Source organism: Terrabacter sp. Root181 (assembly GCF_001428505.1).
In the GTDB taxonomy this organism is placed as follows: domain Bacteria; phylum Actinomycetota; class Actinomycetes; order Actinomycetales; family Dermatophilaceae; genus Terrabacter.
Map to the genome: position 1 here is coordinate 1,127,895 of NZ_LMHU01000001.1, position 22,096 is coordinate 1,149,990.

18 protein-coding genes are annotated in these 22,096 nt (G+C 72.5%); 15 read left to right on the forward strand and 3 right to left on the reverse strand.

The window, feature by feature from the left end:
* Positions 1-99: 99 nt before the first annotated feature.
* A complete protein-coding gene (locus ASD90_RS05290; protein WP_056752538.1) occupies positions 100-939 on the forward strand; it encodes an aldo/keto reductase in 840 nt (279 codons plus the stop codon).
* 16 nt (positions 940-955) lie between these two features.
* On the opposite strand, the gene ASD90_RS05295 is transcribed toward ASD90_RS05290, so the two are convergent.
* Positions 956-1,300, reverse strand: a complete 345-nt coding sequence (locus ASD90_RS05295) for a helix-turn-helix transcriptional regulator (RefSeq protein WP_056752541.1) — start codon at positions 1,298-1,300, stop codon at positions 956-958.
* Positions 1,301-1,478: 178 nt separating this feature from the next.
* On the opposite strand from ASD90_RS05295, the gene arsB reads away from it, so the two are divergent.
* The 5 genes from arsB to ASD90_RS05320 all read left to right on the forward strand — a co-directional run bounded on the left by arsB (position 1,479) and on the right by ASD90_RS05320 (position 6,116).
* Positions 1,479-2,597 (forward strand): ACR3 family arsenite efflux transporter, encoded by a 1,119-nt coding sequence (arsB, locus tag ASD90_RS05300; protein ID WP_056754474.1) that lies wholly within the window; start codon positions 1,479-1,481, stop codon positions 2,595-2,597.
* A 30-nt stretch (positions 2,598-2,627) separates the two neighbouring features.
* Positions 2,628-4,430, forward strand: coding sequence for an arsenical pump-driving ATPase (gene arsA, locus ASD90_RS05305; RefSeq protein ID WP_056754476.1), 1,803 nt, complete (start codon positions 2,628-2,630; stop codon positions 4,428-4,430).
* Positions 4,420-5,046: an arsenate reductase ArsC gene (locus tag ASD90_RS05310; RefSeq protein WP_056752544.1), complete on the forward strand. Its 627-nt coding sequence runs from the start codon at positions 4,420-4,422 to the stop codon at positions 5,044-5,046. The genes arsA and ASD90_RS05310 overlap by 11 nt, the downstream gene beginning before the upstream one ends.
* Before the next feature lie 30 nt (positions 5,047-5,076).
* On the forward strand, positions 5,077-5,493 hold the full coding sequence (locus ASD90_RS05315) for an arsenate reductase ArsC (protein WP_056752547.1): 417 nt from the start codon (positions 5,077-5,079) through the stop codon (positions 5,491-5,493).
* A gap of 77 nt (positions 5,494-5,570) precedes the next feature.
* On the forward strand, positions 5,571-6,116 hold the full coding sequence (locus ASD90_RS05320) for a DinB family protein (protein WP_056752549.1): 546 nt from the start codon (positions 5,571-5,573) through the stop codon (positions 6,114-6,116).
* A gap of 53 nt (positions 6,117-6,169) precedes the next feature.
* Here the strand turns inward: ASD90_RS05320 and ASD90_RS05325 are convergent, their stop codons facing one another.
* Positions 6,170-6,523 (reverse strand): helix-turn-helix transcriptional regulator, encoded by a 354-nt coding sequence (locus ASD90_RS05325; protein ID WP_056752552.1) that lies wholly within the window; start codon positions 6,521-6,523, stop codon positions 6,170-6,172.
* A gap of 153 nt (positions 6,524-6,676) precedes the next feature.
* Between ASD90_RS05325 and ASD90_RS05330 the strand changes: the two genes are divergently transcribed.
* The 5 genes from ASD90_RS05330 to ASD90_RS05350 all read left to right on the forward strand — a co-directional run bounded on the left by ASD90_RS05330 (position 6,677) and on the right by ASD90_RS05350 (position 14,303).
* Positions 6,677-8,080, forward strand: a complete 1,404-nt coding sequence (locus ASD90_RS05330) for an FAD-dependent oxidoreductase (protein ID WP_056754479.1) — start codon at positions 6,677-6,679, stop codon at positions 8,078-8,080.
* Positions 8,074-9,336, forward strand: a complete 1,263-nt coding sequence (locus ASD90_RS05335) for an MFS transporter (protein WP_082588571.1) — start codon at positions 8,074-8,076, stop codon at positions 9,334-9,336. Before ASD90_RS05330 ends, ASD90_RS05335 begins: the two co-directional genes overlap by 7 nt.
* A 517-nt stretch (positions 9,337-9,853) precedes the next feature.
* The gene (locus tag ASD90_RS24610) at positions 9,854-12,862 is read left to right on the forward strand and encodes a LuxR C-terminal-related transcriptional regulator (RefSeq protein WP_056752556.1); all 3,009 of its coding nucleotides are present in this window, start codon (positions 9,854-9,856) and stop codon (positions 12,860-12,862) included.
* Between the two features lie 100 nt (positions 12,863-12,962).
* The gene (locus ASD90_RS05345; protein WP_056752559.1) at positions 12,963-13,169 is read left to right on the forward strand and encodes a hypothetical protein; all 207 of its coding nucleotides are present in this window, start codon (positions 12,963-12,965) and stop codon (positions 13,167-13,169) included.
* Between the two features lie 108 nt (positions 13,170-13,277).
* The gene (locus ASD90_RS05350) at positions 13,278-14,303 is read left to right on the forward strand and encodes a lysylphosphatidylglycerol synthase domain-containing protein (RefSeq protein WP_162260175.1); all 1,026 of its coding nucleotides are present in this window, start codon (positions 13,278-13,280) and stop codon (positions 14,301-14,303) included.
* Here ASD90_RS05350 and ASD90_RS05355 read toward each other — a convergent pair.
* Entirely contained in the window at positions 14,278-16,083 is a 1,806-nt protein-coding gene (locus ASD90_RS05355; RefSeq protein WP_056752564.1) for an SLC13 family permease, read from the reverse strand. The genes ASD90_RS05350 and ASD90_RS05355 overlap by 26 nt on opposite strands.
* A 120-nt stretch (positions 16,084-16,203) precedes the next feature.
* Here ASD90_RS05355 and ASD90_RS05360 point away from each other — a divergent pair, with 120 nt between their 5' ends.
* The 4 genes from ASD90_RS05360 (at position 16,204) to ASD90_RS05375 (ending at position 22,083) form a co-directional block, all read left to right on the forward strand.
* Positions 16,204-17,721, forward strand: a complete 1,518-nt coding sequence (locus ASD90_RS05360; RefSeq protein WP_235506393.1) for a leucyl aminopeptidase — start codon at positions 16,204-16,206, stop codon at positions 17,719-17,721.
* Positions 17,718-19,430: an AbgT family transporter gene (locus ASD90_RS05365; protein ID WP_056752569.1), complete on the forward strand. Its 1,713-nt coding sequence runs from the start codon at positions 17,718-17,720 to the stop codon at positions 19,428-19,430. Before ASD90_RS05360 ends, ASD90_RS05365 begins: the two co-directional genes overlap by 4 nt.
* A 115-nt stretch (positions 19,431-19,545) precedes the next feature.
* Positions 19,546-20,544: a glutaminase A gene (glsA, locus tag ASD90_RS05370; protein WP_235506394.1), complete on the forward strand. Its 999-nt coding sequence runs from the start codon at positions 19,546-19,548 to the stop codon at positions 20,542-20,544.
* A 96-nt stretch (positions 20,545-20,640) separates the two neighbouring features.
* On the forward strand, positions 20,641-22,083 hold the full coding sequence (locus ASD90_RS05375) for a carboxylesterase/lipase family protein (RefSeq protein ID WP_056752571.1): 1,443 nt from the start codon (positions 20,641-20,643) through the stop codon (positions 22,081-22,083).
* The last annotated feature ends 13 nt before the right edge of the window (positions 22,084-22,096 follow it).

Consider the following 22,096-nt stretch of genomic DNA (forward strand, 5'->3'; position numbering starts at 1 on the left):
CCCGCTCGCTTCAGGCTCGCCGGGTCATGCGGATCACGGGAGAGGTGTTCGTCGTCACGACCCTCGCCCCCGACGCCCCGAGTGCCTAGGTTGGGACCCATGACGCAGGTTCCGACACGCACCCTCGGCGACGGCACGACCCTCCCCGCCACCGGCTTCGGCACGTACCCCCTCACGGGGGAGGACGGCATACGCGCCATGGTGACCGCGCTCGAGGCCGGCTACCGGCTGCTCGACACGGCCGTCAACTACGGCAACGAGGCGGAGGTGGGCGAGGCGATCCGCCGGTCCGGCGTGCCCCGCGACGAGATCGTCGTCCAGACGAAGGTGCCCGGCCGCGACCACGCGTACGACCGCGCCATCGCCTCCGTCGAGGAGTCGCTCGAGCGCCTCGGCCTCGAGCGGGTGGACGTCGCGCTCATCCACTGGCCCAACCCGAGCGTTGGCCTGTACGTCGACGCCTACCGCGCGCTCGTCGAGTGCCGCGAGCGCGGGCTCGTGCGGTCCGTCGGCGTCAGCAACTTCACCGAGCAGCACCTCGCCGACGTCATCGAGGCCACCGGCGTGACGCCGGCGCTCAACCAGGTCGAGCTGCACCCGCTCTTCCCGCAGGACCGCCTACGGGCGGTGCACGAACGCCTCGGCATCGTCACCGAGGCGTGGAGCCCGCTCGGCAAGCGCAACGCGCCCTTCGCCGCCGACCCGGTGGCCGCGGCCGCCGAGGCGCACGGCGTCGAGCCGGCGCAGGCGATACTGCGCTGGCACGTGCAGCTCGGAGTGGTTCCGCTGCCGAAGTCGTCGGACGCCGAGCGGCAGCGCGCCAACCTCGACGTCTTCGGTTTCGAGCTGAGCCAGGACGAGGTCGCCGCGATCTCCGCCCTCGGGCGTGAGGACGGGCGTCTCTTCGGCGGCGACCCGAACACGCACGAGGAGATGTGAGGCGCGAGCCGTCGACCTAGGCCAGGAAGCCGCGCACGGCGGCGAGCTGCTCGACGTCGAGCCGGAACCAGGCCCAGCTGCCCCGGCGTTCTCGGCTGAGGATGCCGGCGTCGACGAGGGTCTTGAGGTGGTGGCTGACCGTCGGCTGCGACACCTGGACGGCCTCGGTCATGTCGCACACGCACGCCTCGCGGCCGGGCGAGGCGCTGATGATGCTGAGCAGCTGGAGGCGCACCGGGTCGGCGAGCGCCTTGAGCAGCGCTGCCCGGCGGTCGGCCTCCGTGCGGTCGAGGGGCTCGACGGGCGCAGTGCCGCAGGCGGAGATCTCCTGCGGGGTGGTGCTCAGCGTGGTCACGCTCACGGGTTCACCCTCCGTTCACCGGCATCGACGATGATCCATATTGACACACACCGATGAGGCTGCAACGTTGGAGTATCGACCACCGTCGATGCGTCTGGCAGTGACCCCGCCCGTTCGAAGGACTCCGGTGACCAACCCGCCCAGCCCCAGCGCCCCGCCCGAGACCACACCCGGGAGCATGTCCGGAGGCACGCCCGCGCCGCATGACCCCGTGGCGGCGAAGCTCTCGACGCTCGACCGCTTCCTGCCGGTGTGGATCGGGCTGGCCATGCTGGCCGGCCTGCTGCTCGGGCGTCTCGTCCCCGGGCTCGGCGACGGCCTCGCGCGCGTGGAGGTCGACGGCGTCTCGCTGCCGATCGCCCTCGGCCTGCTCGTCATGATGTATCCCGTCCTCGCCAAGGTCCGCTACGACCGGCTTGACTCGGTGACCGGCGACAAGCGCCTCCTGCTGAGCTCGCTGTTCCTCAACTGGGTCCTCGGACCGGCCCTGATGTTCGCCCTGGCGTGGATCTTCCTGCCCGACCTGCCCGCCTACCGCACCGGCCTCATCATCGTCGGGCTCGCCCGCTGCATCGCCATGGTCATCATCTGGAACGACCTCGCGTGCGGGGATCGCGAGGCGGCCGCGGTGCTCGTCGCGATCAACTCCGTCTTCCAGGTCGTGGCCTTCGCCGGGCTGGGGTGGTTCTACCTCTCGGTGCTGCCCGGGTGGCTCGGCCTCGAGCAGACCGGCATCGACGCGTCGACGTGGGACATCGCCCGGTCCGTGCTCATCTTCCTCGGCATCCCGCTGCTGGCAGGTTTCCTGTCCCGCCGTATCGGGGAGCGGGCGCGTGGGCGGGACTGGTACGAGACGAAGTTCATCCCGAGGGTCGCCCCCTGGGCGCTCTACGGCCTGCTCTTCACGATCGTCATCCTCTTCGCCCTCCAGGGTGAGGCCATCACCTCGCAGCCGCTCGACGTCGTGCGCATCGCGCTGCCCCTGCTCGTCTACTTCGCCCTGATGTGGGGCGGCGGCTTCGGGCTCGGAGCGGGCCTCGGACTCGGCTACGAGCGCACGGCGACGCTCGCGTTCACGGCGGCGGGCAACAACTTCGAGCTGGCGATCGCCGTGGCCATCGCGACCTTCGGCGCGGCCTCCGGGCAGGCCCTCGCCGGCGTCGTCGGCCCCCTCATCGAGGTCCCGGCCCTCGTCGCGCTGGTCTACGTCAGCCTCGCCCTGCGCAAGCGCTTCACCGCTCGGCCCGGCAGTCCGGGCGCGCCGCTCACGCAGGCTGCCGGGTCGCGCCATGCCTGACCTGCCGGCGCACGAGTCCGCACCGTGCTGATGCCTCGCCTGCCGTTCCTCGACGACCTGCCGCGGTTCCTCTTCTTCACCGGCAAGGGCGGCGTCGGCAAGACCTCGCTGGCCTGCGCCACGGCGGTACGCCTCGCGGGGCAGGGCAAGCGGGTCCTGCTGACGAGCACCGACCCGGCCTCGAACGTCGGACAGGTCTTCGGGGTCGGCATCGGCAACACGATCACACCGGTGCCGACCGTCCCGGGCCTGGACGCCCTCGAGATCGACCCTCAGCAGGCGGTCGACGCGTACCGTGCCACCATCATCGACCCGGTGCGCGACCTGCTGCCCGCGGCGGAGATCTCCGCGATGACGGAACAGCTGTCCGGTGCGTGCACGACCGAGATCGCCTCGTTCAACGAGTTCGCGTCGTTGCTCGCCGACGAGTCCGCCACCGCTGCGTACGACCACGTCCTCTTCGACACCGCGCCCACGGGGCACACCGTGCGACTGCTGCAGCTGCCGGGGGAGTGGACCACCTACCTGTCCGACGGCAAGGGCGACGTGTCGTGCCTCGGACCCGTGGCCGGCCTGGATCGTCGGCGCCACGACTATGCCGGCGCTCTGGCCGCGCTGACGGACCCCACGCGTACCCGCCTCGTGCTCGTGACGCGTCCGCAGGGGTCCTCGATCCGCGAGGCCGCGAGGACGTACGCGGAGCTGCACGAGCTGGGCATGACGAACGCCCACCTCGTCGTGAACGGTGTCATGCCGGCGTATGCCGTCTCAGGCACCCCCGCGGACGAGCTGGCCCAAGCGGTCCGTGTCCGTGAGGAAGCCGCCCTCGAAGCCGTCCCCGACGCCCTGGCGGCGCTGCCTCGGACGACCGTGCCGCTGCTGGCCGTCAACACCGTGGGCCTGCCCGCGCTCCGGGCCCTTTTCGACCCCGGGGCGCGGTCCCAGCCGGCACCCGACGCTGAGATCGCCTCGCTGCCCGCGGGCTTCACAGGCCTGCGACATCTCGTGGACGAGGTCGAGAGCGACGGTCACGGGCTCGTCATGTGCATGGGCAAGGGCGGGGTCGGCAAGACCACCGTCGCCGCTGCGCTCGCACTCGAGCTCGCCTCCAGGGGCCACGAGGTGCTGCTCACGACGACCGACCCGGCGGCACACCTGAACGAGACCCTGCAGGCCGAGGCCCCGCACCTCACCGTCGAGCGCATCGACCCCGAGGTGGCGATCGAGGGCTATCGCACCCGGGTCATGGCGAGCAAGGGCAAGGCCCTGGATGATGCCGGTCGAGCCGTGCTGGCCGAGGACCTCAAGTCGCCGTGCACCGACGAGGTCGCGGTCTTCCAGCAGTTCTCCCACGTCGTGTTCCGAGCCCGGAAGCAGTTCGTCGTGCTCGACACCGCGCCGACCGGGCACACCTTGCTCCTGCTCGACGCGACCGGCTCGTACCACCGTGAGATCACCCGGCAGATGAGCGAGGGCGCGCACTTCGTGACCCCGCTCATGCGGCTGCAGGACCCGGCCCAGACCAAGGTCGTCATCGTCAGCCTTCCCGAGACGACCCCGGTGCTCGAGGCCGAGGAGCTGCAGGACGACCTCGTCCGGGCCGGCATCACCCCCTGGGCCTGGGTCGTCAACGGCAGCCTGGCCGCGGCAGGGCCGAGCTCGCCGTTCCTGCAGGCCCGCGCCCACGCCGAGGCGGAGCCGCTCACCCGCGTGACGGAGCTCTGCCAGCGCGTGGCCGTCCTGCCGCTGCTGGCCAGCGAACCCGTCGGCGCCGCAGCGCTGTCCGAGCTCACCCGTCCCCTCACGGAAGGCAACCTGGTCGATGCGCACTGACACTCCCGCCGGCGGACCCGACTACGACCGGATCGTCGAGGACCTGACGTACAAGTACGACGGGGTCTTCTCCAAGGAGTCGGTGGCGCAGGCCGTCGCAGATGCCCGAGCCGCCCTCGAGCCGGTGTCCAGGATCCCCACGTACCTGCCGATCCTCACCGCCAGGTACGCCACCACTCAGCTGACGGCGGCCGCTCAGGCCGAGGGTCGGATCACCAAGCAGGTCCCTGAGCTGCTCTTCGTCTGCGTCCACAACGCGGGGCGGTCCCAGATCGCCGCGGCACTGGCCCAGCACCTGTCCGGCGGTCGTGTCCACGTCCGCTCGGCCGGCTCAGCCCCTGTCGGTGAGGTCAACGCCACCGCCATCGCCGTCCTCAAGGAGCGCGGGATCGATCTCTCCGAGGCCTACCCGAAGCCGCTGTCGGACGACGTCGTACGCGCCGCGGACGTCGTCATCACGATGGGCTGCGGCGACGCCTGCCCGATCCTGCCGGGCAAGCGGTACGAGGACTGGGACGTCGTCGACCCCTCCGGCCAGCCCATCGAGACCGTCCGCGACATCCGCGACGACATCCAGGGCCGCGTCACCCGGCTGCTCCGCGACCTCGGCATCTGACCCTCCCCCACCCTCGACCCAGGAGCACTCATGACCGACAAGCCGTCCGTCCTGTTCGTCTGCATCCACAACGCCGGCCGCTCCCAGATGGCCGCCGCCTACCTCGCCCACCTCTCCGGCGGCGCCGTCGAGGTCCGCTCTGCGGGATCCGCTCCCGCCGACCAGGTCAACCCCTCGGCTGTTGCCGCCATGGCCGAGGAGGGCATCGACATCACCGCCGAGACCCCCAAGATCCTCACGACAGAGGCGGTCAAGGAGTCCGACGTCGTTATCACCATGGGGTGCGGCGACACGTGCCCGATCTTCCCCGGCAAGCGCTACGAGGACTGGGAGCTCACGGACCCCGCCGGCAAGGGCATCGAAGCGGTGCGGCCCATCCGTGACGGGATCAAGCAGCGCATCCTCGGCCTGCTCGAGTCCCTGGACGTCACGCCGGTCAACGCCTGACGCGACGCGGTCGGCTGGCGCGGCCATCGGCGAGGGACTCCCTTCCGCGATCGTGCTCACCGCGCGAGACTGGTCCCATGGCCCCTCCCACGGCCCCCCTGGCATCGACCGAACGCCAGCGCATCCACGCTGATCTGGACAGAGTTCGTGCCGACTTCCGAGACCTGGTCGCCGGCGCCGGCCCGGACGATCTCCGTCGCTCCACTCGTGGGACCCGGTGGACCAACGGTCAGCTGCTGTGGCACATGGCCTTCGGCTTCCTCATCGTGCGACGGCTGCTCCCGCTGGTGCGGATGTTCGGGCGGCTACCCGACGGGTTCAGTCGGGCCTTCGCGGCGATGCTCGACGCCGCGACGGGACCGTTCCACCACGTCAACTTCCTCGGGTCCGTCGGCGGCGCGCTCGTCTTCCGCGGTCCACGGCTCACCCGACAGCTCGACCACACCATCTCGCGGCTGCACCGCCGGCTCGACGCCGAGTCAGCTGAAGCGCTCGGTCGACGGATGCACTTCCCGCTCGGCTGGGACCCCTTCTTCCGGGACACGATGACGCTGGCCGACGTGTACGCGTACGGCATGCAGCACTACGACTTCCACCGGAGGCAGCTCACGATCGAGCTGTAGCGGCGGCCCCCCGGGTCCGAGCCCGAGGGCGTCGTGGGCTGCTGCCGGCCGGATCAGGCGCTGACCGGCGCGAGCAGCTCGGCCATGACGGCGAGGACGTCGGGATCAACCCGGTAGTACACCCAGCTCCCACGTCGTTCGGACTCGAGCAGCCCGGCCTCGCGCAGCTTCCTGAGGTGGTGGGAGACGGTCGGCTGCGAGACGCCGACGTCCTGGATGTCGCACACACAGGCCTCGCCACCCTCGGCGGAGGCGATGTTGGAGAACAGCCTCAGTCGCACGGGGTCGCCCAGCGCCTTGAACATGACCGCCACGCGCTCCGCATCCGTCTCGCTGATCGGGGAGCGTGCCAGCGGTGCGCAGCAGGCTGCGCCGGTGACGTCGACGACGGGCAGTGGATTTGACATACGTCTATGTTGACATCTGTCTATGCCAGTTGCAAGATGGCTGTGTCGACATCGACAACCATCGAAACCGCGTGGTTCCGCCCGGCGGCGGCACCCCGACCGAACCGGAGGCGTCACGTGACCACCACGACCCCAGCACCCACCGACACCGCCGTGAGCGCTTCGCCATGGACCGCCGCGCCCGTCGCTGTCATCGGCGCCGGCCCGATCGGTCTGGCCGCGGCGGCACACCTTCTCGAGCGGGGGCTCGAGCCGATCGTGCTCGAGCGCGGCGACCGTGCCGGCTCCGCCGTGGCGTCCTGGGGCCACGTGCGGCTCTTCTCCCGCTGGTCAGAGCTCGTCGACCCGGCCGCTCGACGCCTGCTCTCCCGCCTGGGCTGGGTCGAGCCCGACCCGAACCACTACCCGACCGGCGCCGAGTGGGCGCAGGAGTACCTCCAGCCGCTGGCCGACGCCCTCGGTGACCGCATCCGAACCGGCGCCACCGTGACCGGCGTCGCCCGGCGGGGCCGAGACCGGGTCGTCGACTCCGGCCGCGAGGAGCAGCCCTTCACCGTCCACGTGCGCCATGCAGACGGGCGAACGAGCCGGGTCACCGCCGGCGCCGTCGTCGACGCCTCCGGCACGTGGACGCGCCCGAACCCGCTCGGCAGCGACGGCTACCCGGCAGACGGGGAGCACGAGCCCGACGTCGCGGCCCACGTCTCCTACCGCGTCCCCGACGTCAGCAAGGCAGGCGATGTGGCGCGTTTCGGGGGACGGCGCACGGCAGTCGTCGGGTCGGGCCACTCCGCCCTCACGGCGCTGGTCGCCCTGGCCACCCTCGCCGAGAAGGTGCCCGGGACGAAGGCTGTCTGGGTCCTGCGCCGGGGGGCCGTCGGCAGCGCCTACGGCGGCGGCGACGCGGACGAGCTGCCCGCGCGCGGCGCCCTCGGCCTGCGCGCACGCGAGGCTGTCGCGGCAGGACACATCGAGGTCGTCACCGGGTTCCGGACGCAGGCCGTCGAGCCCGTCGGCAGCGGCGCTCTGGCCCTGGTCAGCGAGGACGGACGCCGCATCGACGGCCTCGACGAGGTCGTCGGACTGACCGGGTTCCGCCCGGACCACTCGATCATGTCGGAGCTGCGCCTGCGCCTCGACGACCGGCTCGAGGCGCCCGTCGGACTCGCGCCGCTCATCGACCCCAACGTCCACTCGTGCGGCACCGTCTACCCGCACGGCGCCCGCGAGCTGGCCCAGGACGAGCAGGACGTCTACGTGGTCGGGATGAAGGCCTACGGCCGCGCGCCGACCTTCCTGGCGCTGACCGGCTACGAGCAGGTCCGCTCCGTGGCGGCCGCGCTGGCCGGTGACCACGAGTCCGCCTCACGCGTGGAGCTGACGCTCCCGGAGACGGGGGTCTGCGGCGGGGCGGGCCTGTTCGACGATCCGGACGCGACCACGGCCGACGGCGACGCGGGGCAGGTCGGCGGCTGCTGCGCACCCGCCGTCCCGCAGCTCGTCCAGATCGGCGCCCCGTCCAGCAGCGGGGGTGCGTGCGGACCCACCGGATGCTGACCCCTCTCGCCGACGACGACGGCCCGGCGAGCACGGCGACGTCGAGGGCCCGCTCCGGCGTCGCCGTCGCCACGGCGTCAGGCCTTCTGCACCGTCCCCGCTGGGCGCTCCCGGCGCTGTGCATCACCCAAGTCGTCGGCTGGGGCGTGCTCTACTACGCCTTCCCCGTCATGCTGCCCGCCCTCACGCACGACACCGGCTGGCCCGCGACGACCACGACCGCGGCGTTCTCCGCCGCGCTCGTCGTCTCGGCCCTCGTCGGCATCCCGGTCGGACGCCTCATCGACAGGGCCGGACCGCGCCGGCTGATGACGGCAGGCTCGCTGCTCGGCGCCACCGGGTTCGCCGTCATCGCCGTCGCCCCGAACCTGCTCGTGTTCACGTTCGGATGGATGCTGACCGGTATCGCGATGGCAGCGACCTTCTACCAGCCTGCTTTCGCCGCACTCACGCGCTGGTACGGCCATGACCGGGTCCGGGCCCTGACCATCCTCACCCTCGCCGGCGGCCTCGCCAGCACCGTGTTCGCCCCGATCACGGCGACACTCACCGACCACCTCGGGTGGCGTCACGCCACCCTCGCGCTCGCCGGCGTCGTCCTGGTCATCGCGGCACCGCTGCACGCCGTGGGTCTCCGGGGCCCGTGGCCACCGCACCCTCCCGACCATGCGTCGAGATCGGTCACGGCCGTCGCACTCAGTGCTCGCGCCATCACCACGAGCCGGCCCTTCCTCCAGCTGGCCGTCGCGCTCACGCTGTCCGGGTTCGCGATGTACGCCGTCGTGTTCGGGCTCATCCCGCTGCTCACCGAACGCGGTGCCTCCACGTCCCAAGCCGCGTGGGCGCTCGGGCTCGGAGGCCTGGGGCAGACCATGGGCCGCCTGCTCTACGCGCCTCTCGCGGCGCGCACCAGCACGCGGACGCGCACCGCCGTCCTCATCCTCGCCGGGGGCGTGACGACCGCGCTCCTCGCGTCCCTTGCCGGGCCGATCTGGCTCGTCACCCTCGTGGCCATGGGCGCCGGGATGGTCCGCGGCAACCTCACGCTCCTGCAGGCGACCGCCGTCACCGATCGGTGGGGGACTCGTGCGTACGGACGTCTGACCGCGACCCTGGCAGCCCCGGTGACGATCGCGTCGGCGACGGCGCCGTGGGTCGGAGCCGCCCTCGCAGGACAGCTCGGGGGGTACCCGGCCTTCTTCTGGGTGCTTGCGGCGATCTCGGCCGGTGCAGCCTGCATCGTGTCGTTCACGTGACACAGGTCGCGGAGTCTCCCGGACGTGCGTCAGTCGCGCGGCTCCTCGTCGTCGTCCCAGTGACACGTGCACGAACACGTGTGGTCCACCGTGCCGTTCGCCGGGCACCTCTTGTGCCAGCCGTTCTCGCACTCCGCGCTCATGGACATCCGCTCACCCCTTGATGAGGTCTCCCTCTCCCACCGGCCGACCGCTCCGTGGCGGTCTACGACGCACCGGAGTCGCGTCCGGCCACTCGGCCCGGCAACCGGCGTTCAGCCGGTGGACGCACCCACGAGGAAACGCCTCAATCCTGAACGACGGCTGGGGGCAGGGGTACGGTGAAGCCGGGCCGAGCGGCCGGTCACCGCGGTGGTCGGTGGTCGAGCGTCCAGCCCGGATCGTGTCGCCTGCGTGACCCCCTCACGAAAGTGCACCGTGATGCCCCTCCCAGCATGGCCCGTCCCCAGCAGCCAGAGCCCTGAGCCCCCAGACCCCTCCGGGCGACCGGGTGGGTCGTCCGGCGAGGGCTGACGCCGTGCACTCGGGGACGGCGCGGGCCACCGACGAGCACGTCGGTGGCCGCCGCTCCGCCGCCTGCCGGCCCTCGCCCAAGCACCGTCCGCCGGGCCTCACGGTCCGGACGGTGCGCCGTGCCGCGATCCCGGCGCCGGTGCCACTGGCCTCCGCGACCGAGCGGGCCCGCGGCACTCTCGTGCTCGTCGCAGGCTCGGTCGGCACGGGGAAGACGACCCTGCTCGCGGACTGGTCGGAGGCGCTCGAAGGGCGCGGCGACCTCGTCGGCTGGGCGTCCCTCGACCGCGAGGACAACGACCCTCAGGTCATGGCCGAGACCCTTCTCGGTGCCGTCCGTGCGGCCGTCGGACCCCACGTCCCCGCGATCGACGAGGAGACGGTCCCGAGCCGGGTGGGGCACGCCTTCGTCTCGCGCCTCATCGGTCTCGCCGGCGAGGCTCCCACGGACACGTGGCTCGTCCTCGACGACCTGCACCTCGTCCGCGACCCGCGCTGCGTCGAGCTCGTCGGGCTGATCGTCCGCTGGGCGCCGCCGTACCTGCACGTGGTCATCGGCACGCGTGCCGACCCCGGTCTGCGCCTGGCGCGGCTGCGTCTGGAGGAGCGCCTGGTCGAGGTGCGGGAGCACCAGCTCCGCTTCTCCGTCGACGACACGCGAGAGCTGTTGTCCCGACACGACCTCGACCTCGACGACGGGCAGGTGCGCCACCTGCAGGAGCTCACCGAGGGCTGGGCCGCGGGCGTCGCCCTCGCGGCCGTCTCGCTGGCGCGCGGTCGTGACGCCGAGGGGTTCCTGCGCGAGTTCGCGCGGAGCCACCGTGCGATGTCGGGCTACCTCGTCGAGGAGGTGCTCGCGAGCCTCGACGAGTCGACGCGGGACTTCCTCGTCTCGACCTCGGTCCTCGAGGACCTAACACCCGAGCTCGCCGCAGCCGTCACCGGGCGCGACGACGCGGGTGCGCTGCTCGAGGCGCTCTCGTCCGACAACGCCATGGTCACCGTCGACCGGGTCGGGCCCCCGACCTACCGCTACCACGTGCTCCTGCGCAGCTACCTCGGCGCGATGCTCGAGTCCCGGAGCCTCCGGGGCGCCCGAGAGGTCCATGCGCGCGCGGCCCAGTGGTATGCCGCCCACGACGTCCCCGGGCAGGCGTTGCGTCACGCCGAGGCGGCCGGTGACCTCGGCCTCATGAGCGACGTCATCCACCACCACGCCCTCCACCTGCTCCTCGACGGCCGGGCCGCCGACGTCGAGGCCGCGGTGCGCACGGTCCACGAGGGTGACCCGGTCATGACGGCGGTCGCAGCGCTCGCGAGCCTCGACCTGTCCGATCCGGTGTCCGCCCGGGTGCAGTTGGCGTCGCTGGCGACCCAGCCGGGGACGTGGCTCGCGGGCGCGACCGATGGCGACCCCGCGTCCGCCGACCCCGCGGGCCGCGACCCCGGAGTGCTTCCCCTCGAGCGCCTCCTGTCCGTCGGCCTGCGCTGGCTCTCCTTCGTCGGTGACGACGCCGGGCACCGCCGCACCGAGAGCCCGCCCGAGCACCTGGGAGTCCAGCCCACCGGGGACGAGAGGGTCACCGACGGCCTGGCCGCAGAGCTCTCCTCCACGTTGCGGACCTGGTCGGTCGGCCGTCCCGCACCAGGCGCGGTCACGCTCCCGGGCGTCGACCTCCCGACGAGCCCGTATGCCGCAGAAGGCCTCCCGAGGCGCGGTCGGCCGGCGGGGCGCGTCCCGCACGCGCGGACCGACCTGACCCTGCTCGACGAGCTGACGAGCGGAGGTGTCCTGCTCGGTGCCGGCCGGCTCGACGAGGCGCGGGCGGCCTACGGCGCCGCCCTGGTGACCGCCCGCGACGCCGGCCACGTCCTGTCGGCCCTGCAGGCCATGGTCGGCCTCGCCTCGGTCGCCGCCGGCCAGGAAGACCTCGTCCACATGAGGGCGTGGTCCGAGCAGGTGCTCGCCGACGCCCAGGGCACGCCCTGGGCGATGTCGCCGCGGCTCCTTCCCGCCCACGTCCTGGCGGCGTGGGGTGCCTTCCACGTCTTCGACGCCGAGACCGCTCGCGAGCGCAACCGCACCGCCCTCGAGCTCGTCGCCGCGGTCACGGCGGTCCCGCCCGTCGCGGGGGCTCCCGACCTGGACCTGGTGGACGGCCCCGACGCGACCTCCACGGCGGCGCGCGGCCTGGAGCAGCTGGCGCGACTCGCGAGGATGCTCCAGGCGCACCTCGACCTCGACGCGGCGGCGGCCGAACCGGGTGCCCGCCAGGACGTCGCGACCCGCGTCATGGCCGACGCCCGGGCCGTCAGCCGCCTGTCGATGACCCCGGCGATGGCGGTCGCGGAGCTCTCCAGAGCCCATCTCGTGGTGCTGCTGGCAGGCTTCCCACGGCTGGCCATCGAGATCGAGCAGCTGTGCGCGGCCCTGCCCGGCAGCCAGGTCGAGACCGCGGTGATGACGTCGGTCCGCCACCTCAGGGCCGGCGAGGACGTCGCGGCCCGGACGGCCGCCGCCCCCCTGCTGTCCCTCGACCCCGCGAGCCTGCCGCTTCGGCCCGCGGTCACGGCGCACCTGGTCAAGGCGGTGGTCGCCCACCGCAACGCGCAGCCGACGGTGGCCCACGAGGGCCTCGTCGTCGCCCTGACCCGCGCCGCGCCGCAGCGCGCCCTGCGGATGGTCCTCGAGCTCGCGCCCGAGGTCGCCGACGTGCTCGCCGTCGGGGCCGGGCGGTTCGGTGAGCTCGAGCCGTTCGCCCTCGTGCTGCGCGAGCACGCGCTGGAGGCTCCGGTGCCGCCGACCGAGCCCCTGCTCGACGTGGCGCTCAGTGCGCGCGAGCTGAGCCTGCTGCGTGAGCTCCCGTCGCTGCTCACCGTCGCCGAGATCGCCGACGCCCGTGCCGTGAGCCGCAACACCGTCAAGACACAGCTGCGCTCGCTCTTCCAGAAGCTCGGCGTGGGCTCGCGTCGCGATGCCGTGGCCGCGGCCCGTCGGCTCGGGCTCCTCTAGGTCGCGGGTCACCCGCCCGGGGTGACGCCACGACCCGCCGAGCGCGGCACGATCGGACCAGGAGCCATCGGCATCCGGTTCGACCCACGAAGGGGGCGGCGTGCGCTACGAGTTCATCCTGGCCGAGCAGGTCCCCGAGGTCGCCCGCGCGGCGTTTCCCGAGCTCGACGAGTCGACCGTGGAGATCGGCACGAAGGGCTCGGTCATGTACGGCAGGGTCGTCGACGCTCCCCACCTGCACGGCATCCTCGACCGCTTCCAGGACCTCGGGTTCACGCTCCTCGAGCTGCGGCGCCTGCCGGACTGAACCCCGGTGACCCAGGAGTCCGTGGGGGACCACGAGGCTCGTCCCCACGAGCCGAGGCAGTCCGGGCCCCCGGAGCGGCCGTCGCGACCGGACCCGCTGCTCCCGGCCGTGCGACGACGCGCCCTGCCGGTGGGCTGCCTCAAGATCGGGATCACCCTGGTGGCGCTCTGGTGGTTCGCCCGCGTCGTGCGTCGGGTGAACTGGTCGTCGGTCTGGGACGCGGTCACCGATCTCTCCCTGCTCCAGGTCGCGGCCCTGCTCGCCGTCGTCGCGGTGCGCCAGTGCCTCAACGCCGGCCCGCTCGCAGTCTTCGTCCCCGCCCTGGGCCTGCGCCACGCCGTGTCCAACGACCTGTCCGCCAACCTCGTCGCGACGGTCGCACCGCCACCGGGCGACGTCGTGCTCCGCATCGCGATGCTCCGGTCGTGGGGGATCCCCGCCGCCGAGGGCGTCGCCGGCATCACGCTCAACACCCTGACCTACTACGTCGCGCGCTTCGGCGCGCCGGTCCTCGGGCTGGCACTATCGGCGGTCGCCGGTCAGGCCGAGACGGCATACGTCTGGACGGCGGTCACGAGCGGTGCCGTCAGCCTCGTGGTCGTGGCGGGACTCGTCATCGCGTCGAGGGGGGAGCGGCCGGCCGCGCGCGCCGCCGGATGGGTCGCCCACCGGCTGCGGCGGGTGAGCACGCGGGTCGACCCCGTGGCGTGGTCGACCCGCGCTGCCGAGTTCGTCCGGCAGTCGGGCGACGTGCTGCGCCGCGGCTGGGGCCGGGCGATGGCCTGCCAGCTCGGGCTGCTGCTCAGCGAGGCGCTGCTGCTCGTGCTGTCGCTGCGCTTCGCCGGGGTGCCCGCCGTCGTGGCGCCCACCGTGACCATCGTCGTGGCCCTGCTCGTCAGCTACCCGCTCACGGCCCTGCCGCTCGCCGGGGTCGGGGTGCTCGACGCCGCCGTCATCGCGATCCTGGGCCTGGAGCAGGGGCTGTTCGAGGCGGAGGCGGTCGCCGGCCTCGTCGTCTTCCGCGTGTGCTGGATGCTCGTGCCCCTCGCGCTGGGTGCGGTGACGGTGACGAGGTGGCGTCGCGGGCACGTCGCCGAGGCCGCGGCCCTCAGAAACGCCACACGAGGGGGATGACGGCCACGGACACCGCCATCCACAGCAGCAGGACCGGCAGCCCCAGGCGCCAGTAGTCGCCGAAGCGGTAGCCGCCCGGACCCATGATCATCATGTTGGCCGGCGTCGCGATCGGGGTGAGCAGCGATGCGGCGCCGGCGACCGCGACGAGCATGAGCACCGGCTGCACGGAGACACCGGTCTCCTGGGCCGCCGCGACGGCGATCGGCACGACGATGAGCACCGTGGCGGTGTTGCTGACGACCTGGCCGACGACCGCGGTCAGGGCGAAGAGCGCGACGAGCAGCACGTAGGGTCGGCCGTCGCCCACGACGTCGATGAGCCCCTTGGCGACGAGGTCTGCCGCACCGCTCGTCTCGATCGCGGTCGACAGCGGGATGAGGCCGCCGATGAGCACGACGGTCTGCCACGAGACGGCACGGTAGGCCTGGTTGACGCTGATGACCCTGGTCAGCACCATCGCGGTCGCCGCGGCGAGGCCCGCGATCGCCGGGGACACGACCCCGAGAGCGAGCACCACGACCATGACGAGCAGGACGACGACGGCCCGTCCCGACCGCGGGCCGAGCGGAACTGCCTGTCGCCGAACGAGATCCGGTGAGTCGACGAGCAGCACGTCCCGATCGTGGACGAGCTCCTCGATGGCCGTCCACGTGCCGTGCAGCAGGAGGCTGTCACCGGCGGTCAGCTCGACCGGCGTGGCCCCCACGTCCTTGCCGAGCCGACGGATGCCGAGCACCACGAGGTCGCTAGCCCGCATCTGTCCGGGGAAGGTCGTCTCGCCGACCAGCGGCGAACGCGGGGGCACGACGACCTCGGCCACACCCACCTCGCGGTTCATGATCCCGGCCGACTCGACCGTGATCGGCCGCATCGCGACGGCGAGACGCAGCTCGGGCACGAGCCGGCTCACCGCCTCGCTCGCCCCGCTGACGACGACAACGTCGTCGTCGCCCACCGGGGTCGAGCCCGTCACGGCGTGTCCGCCCGCGCTCTGCACGCCGATGAGCGTCACCCCCGGGTATGCCGCGAGGTCGAGCCGCGCTGACGGCACCCCGACGACGGGCGACCCGGGACGGACCCGGAGGCGGTAGAAGCCGTCGTACAGCTCGTAGTACGCCGCGAGCCGGTTCGCGTGACGGCCGAGGTCACGCACCGGCTGCGACGAGGTCCGTCGGGGGAGCACCCGGGGTCCGAGGAGGACGCCGAGCGTCACGGTGCCGATCACGAGAGGCAGCCCGACGACAGCGAAGTCGAAGAAGCCGAACGGCTCCGAACCGGCCTCGACGGCTGCGTTCGAGACGATGACGTTGACCGGGCTGCCGGTCAGCGCGAGGAGCGAGCCGGCGCTCCCGGCGAAGGCCATCGGCATGAGCATGAGTGACGGCGACCGCCGGATGCGGGTGGCGAGGACGAGCACCATGGGCAGCAGGGCGGCGACGGAGCCGTTGAGGGTGATGACGGCAGTGAGCACGGCGCACAGGCCGAGCACGGCGACCATGAGCCGCACCGCCCCGTCGCCGACGACGTCGATGAGCCGCTGGCCGGCCCACGTCGTCACGCCGGCCGAGTCGATGGCCTCGCTCACGACGAAGAGGGAGGCGATGAAGACGACGACGGGGTCACCGAAGCCGGACAGCGCCGTGTCCGCGTCGACGAGGCCGGTCGCGTAGAGCGTGAGGCAGGTGAGGACGGCCACCCCACCCACGGGCAGCCGGTTCCAGACGAAGAGGACGACGGTCGCGCCGAGGACGACCAGGCTCGTCGTGGCCGGGCTCATGGCCCCATCGTCCGGGCACTGGGCCGTGGTGCGGTCACCCACGACGGGTGAATCGGGCCCGGCCTCGGGACGGCCATGCTCGGAGGGACCACGGTTCATCGCCTCCGGAAGGAGTTGGGCGTGAGCACTCAAGCCATGCGCACTCTGGATCCCATCCCGTCCACGCGCTCGTCCGCCACGGTCGACGTCCTGACCCAGCTGCCCGGTGCCGACGAGGTCGGAGCGGTCGCGGTGCCCGTCGCAGAGGGTGCCGAGCCACCCTCCGAGCTCGGGCAGGACGCCGCCGCTCTCGCCGCGGCGGGCTTCACCGGCAAACGCGGGCAGACGATCGTGCTCCCTGGCGGGGGGCGAGCCCTCGTCGCGGTCGGCATCGGCAGGGTCGACGACGTCGACGAGGCCGCGGTCCGCGACCTCGCCGCGACGTTCGCACGGGCCGTGCCGCAGCACACCCGACTCGCGGTGGAGCTGCCCGACCGGGAGATCGGGCTGTCGCCCGGCGACTTCGCCCGGGCCGTGACCGAGGGTGTCCTCCTCGCCCGCTGGCGCTTCCGCATCAGCGAGTCCGACGACGACCCCGTCCTCGAGCGGCTCGTCATCGTGACCCCGGCCGACCACTCCGAAGCGGTCGTCGAGGGCGTCCGTCGGGGTGAGGTGCGCGCTCGGGCGGCAGCCCTGGGCCGCGACCTCGCCAACTGTCCGGCCGCGGCGCTCACGGCGACCCGCATCGGCGAGGTCGCCCAGGAGCTCGGCCCGGACGCCGGCCTCGAGGTCGACGTCGTCGGGCTCGACGAGCTCATCGAGATGGGCTGCGGCGGACTGCTCGGGGTCAACCTCGGCAGTGTCGAGGAGCCCCGCATGGTCCGCCTGCACTACGCGCCGGAGGGCGAGTCACGAGGGCACCTCGCCTTCGTCGGCAAGGGCATCATGTACGACTCCGGCGGCATCAGCCTCAAGCCGAGCGACGAGTCGCACGCGCAGATGAAGAACGACATGACCGGTGCCGCAACCGTGCTCGCGGCGATGACCGCCCTGCGCGACGTCGGGTGCCGGACGGAGGTGACCGGCTATCTCATGTGCACCGACAACATGCCCTCCGGCTCGGCGCTCAAGCTCGGCGACGTGCTCCGGATGCGCAACGGCAAGACCGTCGAGGTGCTCAACACCGATGCCGAGGGACGCCTCGTCATGGCCGACGCCCTCGCCCTGGCCGTCGAGCTCGACGTCGACGCGATCGTCGACATCGCCACTCTGACGGGCGCGTGCCTGCGGGCGCTGGGCGTCGACATCGCCGGCGTCATGGGCAACTCGGACGCGCTCGTCGAGCAGGTCCGCGCGGCCGGTGACGCGGTCGACGAGCCGGTCTGGCCGATGCCGCTGCACCGCCGCTACCGCTCGCAGCTCGACTCGCCGATCGCCGACATGACGAACATGGGAGGACCCAACGCCGGCCAGATCACGGCCGCCCTCTTCCTCGAGGAGTTCGTCGGCGGCAAACCGTGGGCCCACATCGACATCGCCGGCACGGCCCAGCTCCCGGAGGCCAGGGGCTGGCGCAACAAGGGGGCCACCGGCTTCGGCAGCAGGCTCCTCGTCGAGCTCGCCTGCGCGTTCGAGAGGCCGGCGGAGGTGGACGCGTGAGCACCATCGCCCAGACACCGGACCCGGCCGCCGACGAGGACGGAGCGGCCTCGGGCAAGCCGGGCGGGACCCAGCGCTTCCTCGACGCGATCGAGCGCCTCGGCAACAAGGTGCCGCACCCGGCCCTGATCTTCCTCGGGCTCATCATCATCGTCATCGTGCTCTCGCACGTGCTCTACCTCACCGGCGCGAGCGTCACGGCCGACGTCGCCGAGCCCGGCTCGGTCCCCGCGGTGCCGGACTACGAGGGCGGCACCGTCGTGCCCGGCTACCCGCACCCGCCGGTCGGTGCGGTCCCGGACTACGAGATCGAGCGCGAGACGATCACCGCCAACAGCCTGCTCACGGGCGACGGCATCCGTTTCATCTTCACGACGGCCGTGCAGAACTTCAACGACTTCGGCGTCGTCGCCGTCATCCTCGTCGCGATGATCGGTGTCGGCGTGGCCGAGGAGGCTGGGCTCATCGCAGCCCTGATCCGCAAGATGGTCAAGGTCGCCCCGCGCGGCGCGATCACCTTCATCATCGTGCTCCTGGGTGGCATCTCGAGCGTCGCCTCCGACGCCGGCTACCTCGTGCTGATCCCGCTCGGGGCCGCGGCGTTCGTCTCGCTCGGGCGCCACCCGCTCGCCGGCATCGCGGCGGCATACGCCGGCGTCAGCGCGGCCTTCTTCGTCAACGTCCTCATCACTCCGGCGGACGGCATCATCACCGAGGTGACGAACGAGACCATCGGCCTCGTCGCGCCCGACGTGGAGCTCAACGTCACCCAGAACTTCTTCTTCAGCACGGCGTCGCTCCTCTTCTGCGCCGTCGTCATGACGTGGGTGACCGAACGTCTCCTCGAGCCCCGCCTGGGAGCCTGGAACCGGTCCGAGGCCCCCAAGGCCGCCGAGGCCCCCGAGGCCGCGGCCGCGGAGACGGCGCAAACCGACGAGGAGATGGCCCTCGAGTCCCGCGGCCTGCGCATGTCGCTCATCTGGACGCTCGTGGCCGTCGCCGTCGTCACCCTCCTCACCGCCCTGCCGAACGCTCCGCTACGCAACCCCGACACCGGTGAGATCTTCGGCTCCTCACCCTTCATGAGCAGCCTGCTCTTCATCATCTCGATGCTCTTCCTCGCGGCAGGACTCGGCTACGGCCGGGGGGCGAAGACGCTCATGGGCAGCACGAACGTCATCAACGCGATCGTCAAGACCTTCAACGGCCTCGGCGGCCTGATCTTCCTCATGCTGCTCATCGCCCAGTTCATCGCGTACTTCAACTACTCGAACATGAGCAGGCTCGCGGCGACGGGGCTGGCCGACATCCTCGAGAGCGCCAACATCGGGGCGCTCGCGCTCCTCGTCGGCTTCATCCTGCTCGTGGCCGTCATCGACCTGATCATGCCGGGCGTCATCCCCAAGTGGGCGATCCTGGCGCCGATCTTCATCCCCCTCTTCTACCGGCTCGGGATCGCGCCGCAGACGGTCATCGCGGCCTACCGCGTCGGCGACGGACCGATGAACGTCATCACACCGCTCATGGTGTACCTGCCCTTCATCGTTCTCGTGTGCCAGCGCTACCAGAAGAAGGCCGGACTCGGCACGGTCGTGTCGATGATGATCCCGTACACCGCCATCGTCCTCGTCACGTGGATCCTCTTCTTCGTCGCGTGGTATCTGATCGGGATCCCTTGGGGTCCAAGCGCTCCCGTTCACCTCAACTGACGCCGTCGGCAGCCGGTGACGTGACGTGGACGTGAGGGCGGACCGGTCCGGGGGCAGCGTCCCAGACCCCGTCGGCGACCCCCGGTCCGTGGCGCCGGACGGTCCGGTCGCCAGGGTGTCGACCGGCCACCTGCCCGACGACGCCACGGTCGGGGGACTGCTGCGGGCCGCATACGACCGGCACCGCCACGTGGCCGACGGGGACGTCGCGACGTACATCCCACAGCTCGCCGGGGCCGACCCGGCCTGGTGCGCCGCCTCCGTCGTCTCGGTGTCGGGGCGCGCCTTCGAGATCGGCGACGTCGGCGTGCGCTTCTCGATCCAGAGCGTGTCCAAGCCCTTCGTGCTGGCCCTCGTCGTCGAGGCGCTCGGGCACGACCGGTCGCGAGACCTGCTGGGCGCCAACGCGACCGGCCTGCCCTTCAACTCGGTGATGGCCGTCGAGGTGCACGACCACCGCACCATGAACCCCATGGTCAACGCCGGCGCCATCGCCACGACGAGCCTCACCCCGGAGGTGGCCGGGCTCAGCCGCGACGGCAGCGGCGCCGAGGCCGCGTGGGCCGTCGTCGTCGACGGGCTCTCGGCCTTCGCCGGACGACGTCTCGCCGTCGACGAGGACGTGTACGCGTGCGAGTCGGGCACGAACCTGCGCAACCGCGGCATCGCCCACCTGCTGCACAGCTACGGCCGGGTGCACTGCGACCCCGACGTCGCGACCGACCTCTACACCCGACAGTGCTCGCTGTCCGTCGACGTCCACGACCTCGCCGTCATGGCCGCGACGCTCGCCGACGGCGGCGTCAACCCGGTGACGGGCGAGCGGGTCGTGTCGGACGGGACGTGCGCGCGCGTGCTGGCCGTCATGGCGACCGCGGGCCTCTACGAGCTGTCGGGCGACTGGCTCTGGGAGGTCGGGCTCCCGGGCAAGAGCGGCGTCAGTGGCGCCGTCGTGACGGTCGCGCCGGGCAAGGGCGGACTGGCCGCGTGGTCGCCGCCGCTCGACGCCGCGGGCAACAGCGTCCGGGGCCAGCTCATCACGCGCTCGCTGAGCCGGGCGCTCGGGCTCAACGTCTTCGCCTCCGCGCCCGATCCGCACCCGCCGGGGCCCTGACCGACGTCGCGGGACGTCCTCGGCCGGCACCGGGGTCCCGGCCGGTCCCGCGCAAACGGCTGGCGCCGCGCCGGCCGCGGTGGCGACAATCGTCTGGTGGACATCGACCTGTTGGTCACGGGTGGCGTCGTCCGCGGGGTCACCGACGGCGACCTCGTGGTCTTCAAGGGCATCCCGTACGCGGCTCCGCCGGTCCCGTTCGCCGCACCCGAGCCGGTGCGGCCCTGGCACGGCGTGCGCGAGGCCGTGACCTTCGGGGCGGCGCCGCCGCAGTCGGGAGCCTTCGGGATGGACGCCCTGGCCGACCGCGGTGACGACTGGCTGACCCTCAACGTGTGGTCACCCGACCTCGACGGCCGGCTGCCCGTCATGGTCTGGATCCAGGGCGGCGCCTACGTCTTCGGCAGGTCAGGTCTTCCGGAGTACGACGGAAGCACTCTCGCCCGGGGCGGGGTCGTCCTGGTGACCTTCAACTTCCGGGTGGGCCTGGACGGCTTCGGCTGGGTCGAGGGGACGCCGCCGAACCGCGGCCTGCTCGACCAGGTCGCGGCCCTCGAGTGGGTCCGCGACAACATCGGGGCGTTCGGTGGTGACCCGGACCGCGTCACGGTCTTCGGCCAGTCCGCCGGCGGCGGCTCGGTGGCGGCCCTTCTCGCCATGCCGCGTATCGCCGGACTCTTCCACCGGGCCGTCGTGCAGAGCATGCCCGGCACCTACTTCACCCCCCGGCTGGCCGGCGACATCACGCGGGCGTGCGCGGCGGCGATCGACCTCGACCCCGCCGAGCTGCCCGGGGCCGACCCCTGGGCACTGCCGGCGGCCGGTGACGCCGTGGCGGCGACGATGCCGCGCCACGCGGACCGCTGGGGCCGAGCCGCCCACGCGCTGGTGCCCTTCGCGCCGGTCGTCGACGGGGACGTGCTCCCGACGACGCCGTGGCTCGGGGTGACCGGCCGGGTGGCGGTGCTGGTCGGTCACACGCGCCACGAGCAGCGGCTGCTCACGGCGCTCGCCGGACTGCTCGGCGAGGTCACCGAGGACCAGGCCGCCGAGGCCGCCGAGATCTTCGGCCCGGACCCGCAGCGCTACCGCGACAGCTTCCCCGACCCCGAGGAGCTCTACGACGTCGTGCGGTCGGACTGGCTCTTCCGCATGCCGTCCCTGCACCTCGCGCAGGCCCAGCTGGCGGCGGGCGGCCGGGCCCACCTCTACGAGCTGACCTGGCCGGCCCCGGGCATGGGGGGCGTGCTCGGCGCCTGTCACGGCCTCGACGTGCCCCTCGTGTTCGGCAACCTCACGCAGGGCCAGCCGGCCGTGCTCATCGGTGAGCCGACGGCGGAGGCCGAGGCGGTGTCGGAGCAGATGCGGCTCGCGTGGACGGCGTTCGCGACCAGTGGCGATCCCGGCTGGCCGTCCCACGACACCGGTGCGACGCGACTCTTCGACGCGGAGCCTTCGGTCACGGACTACCCGGAGCAGGTCTCCCGCGAGATCTGGCACGAGCCGCCGGGCGTGCTCGACCTGGTCCGCACGGACTGACGGCGTGGCCGGA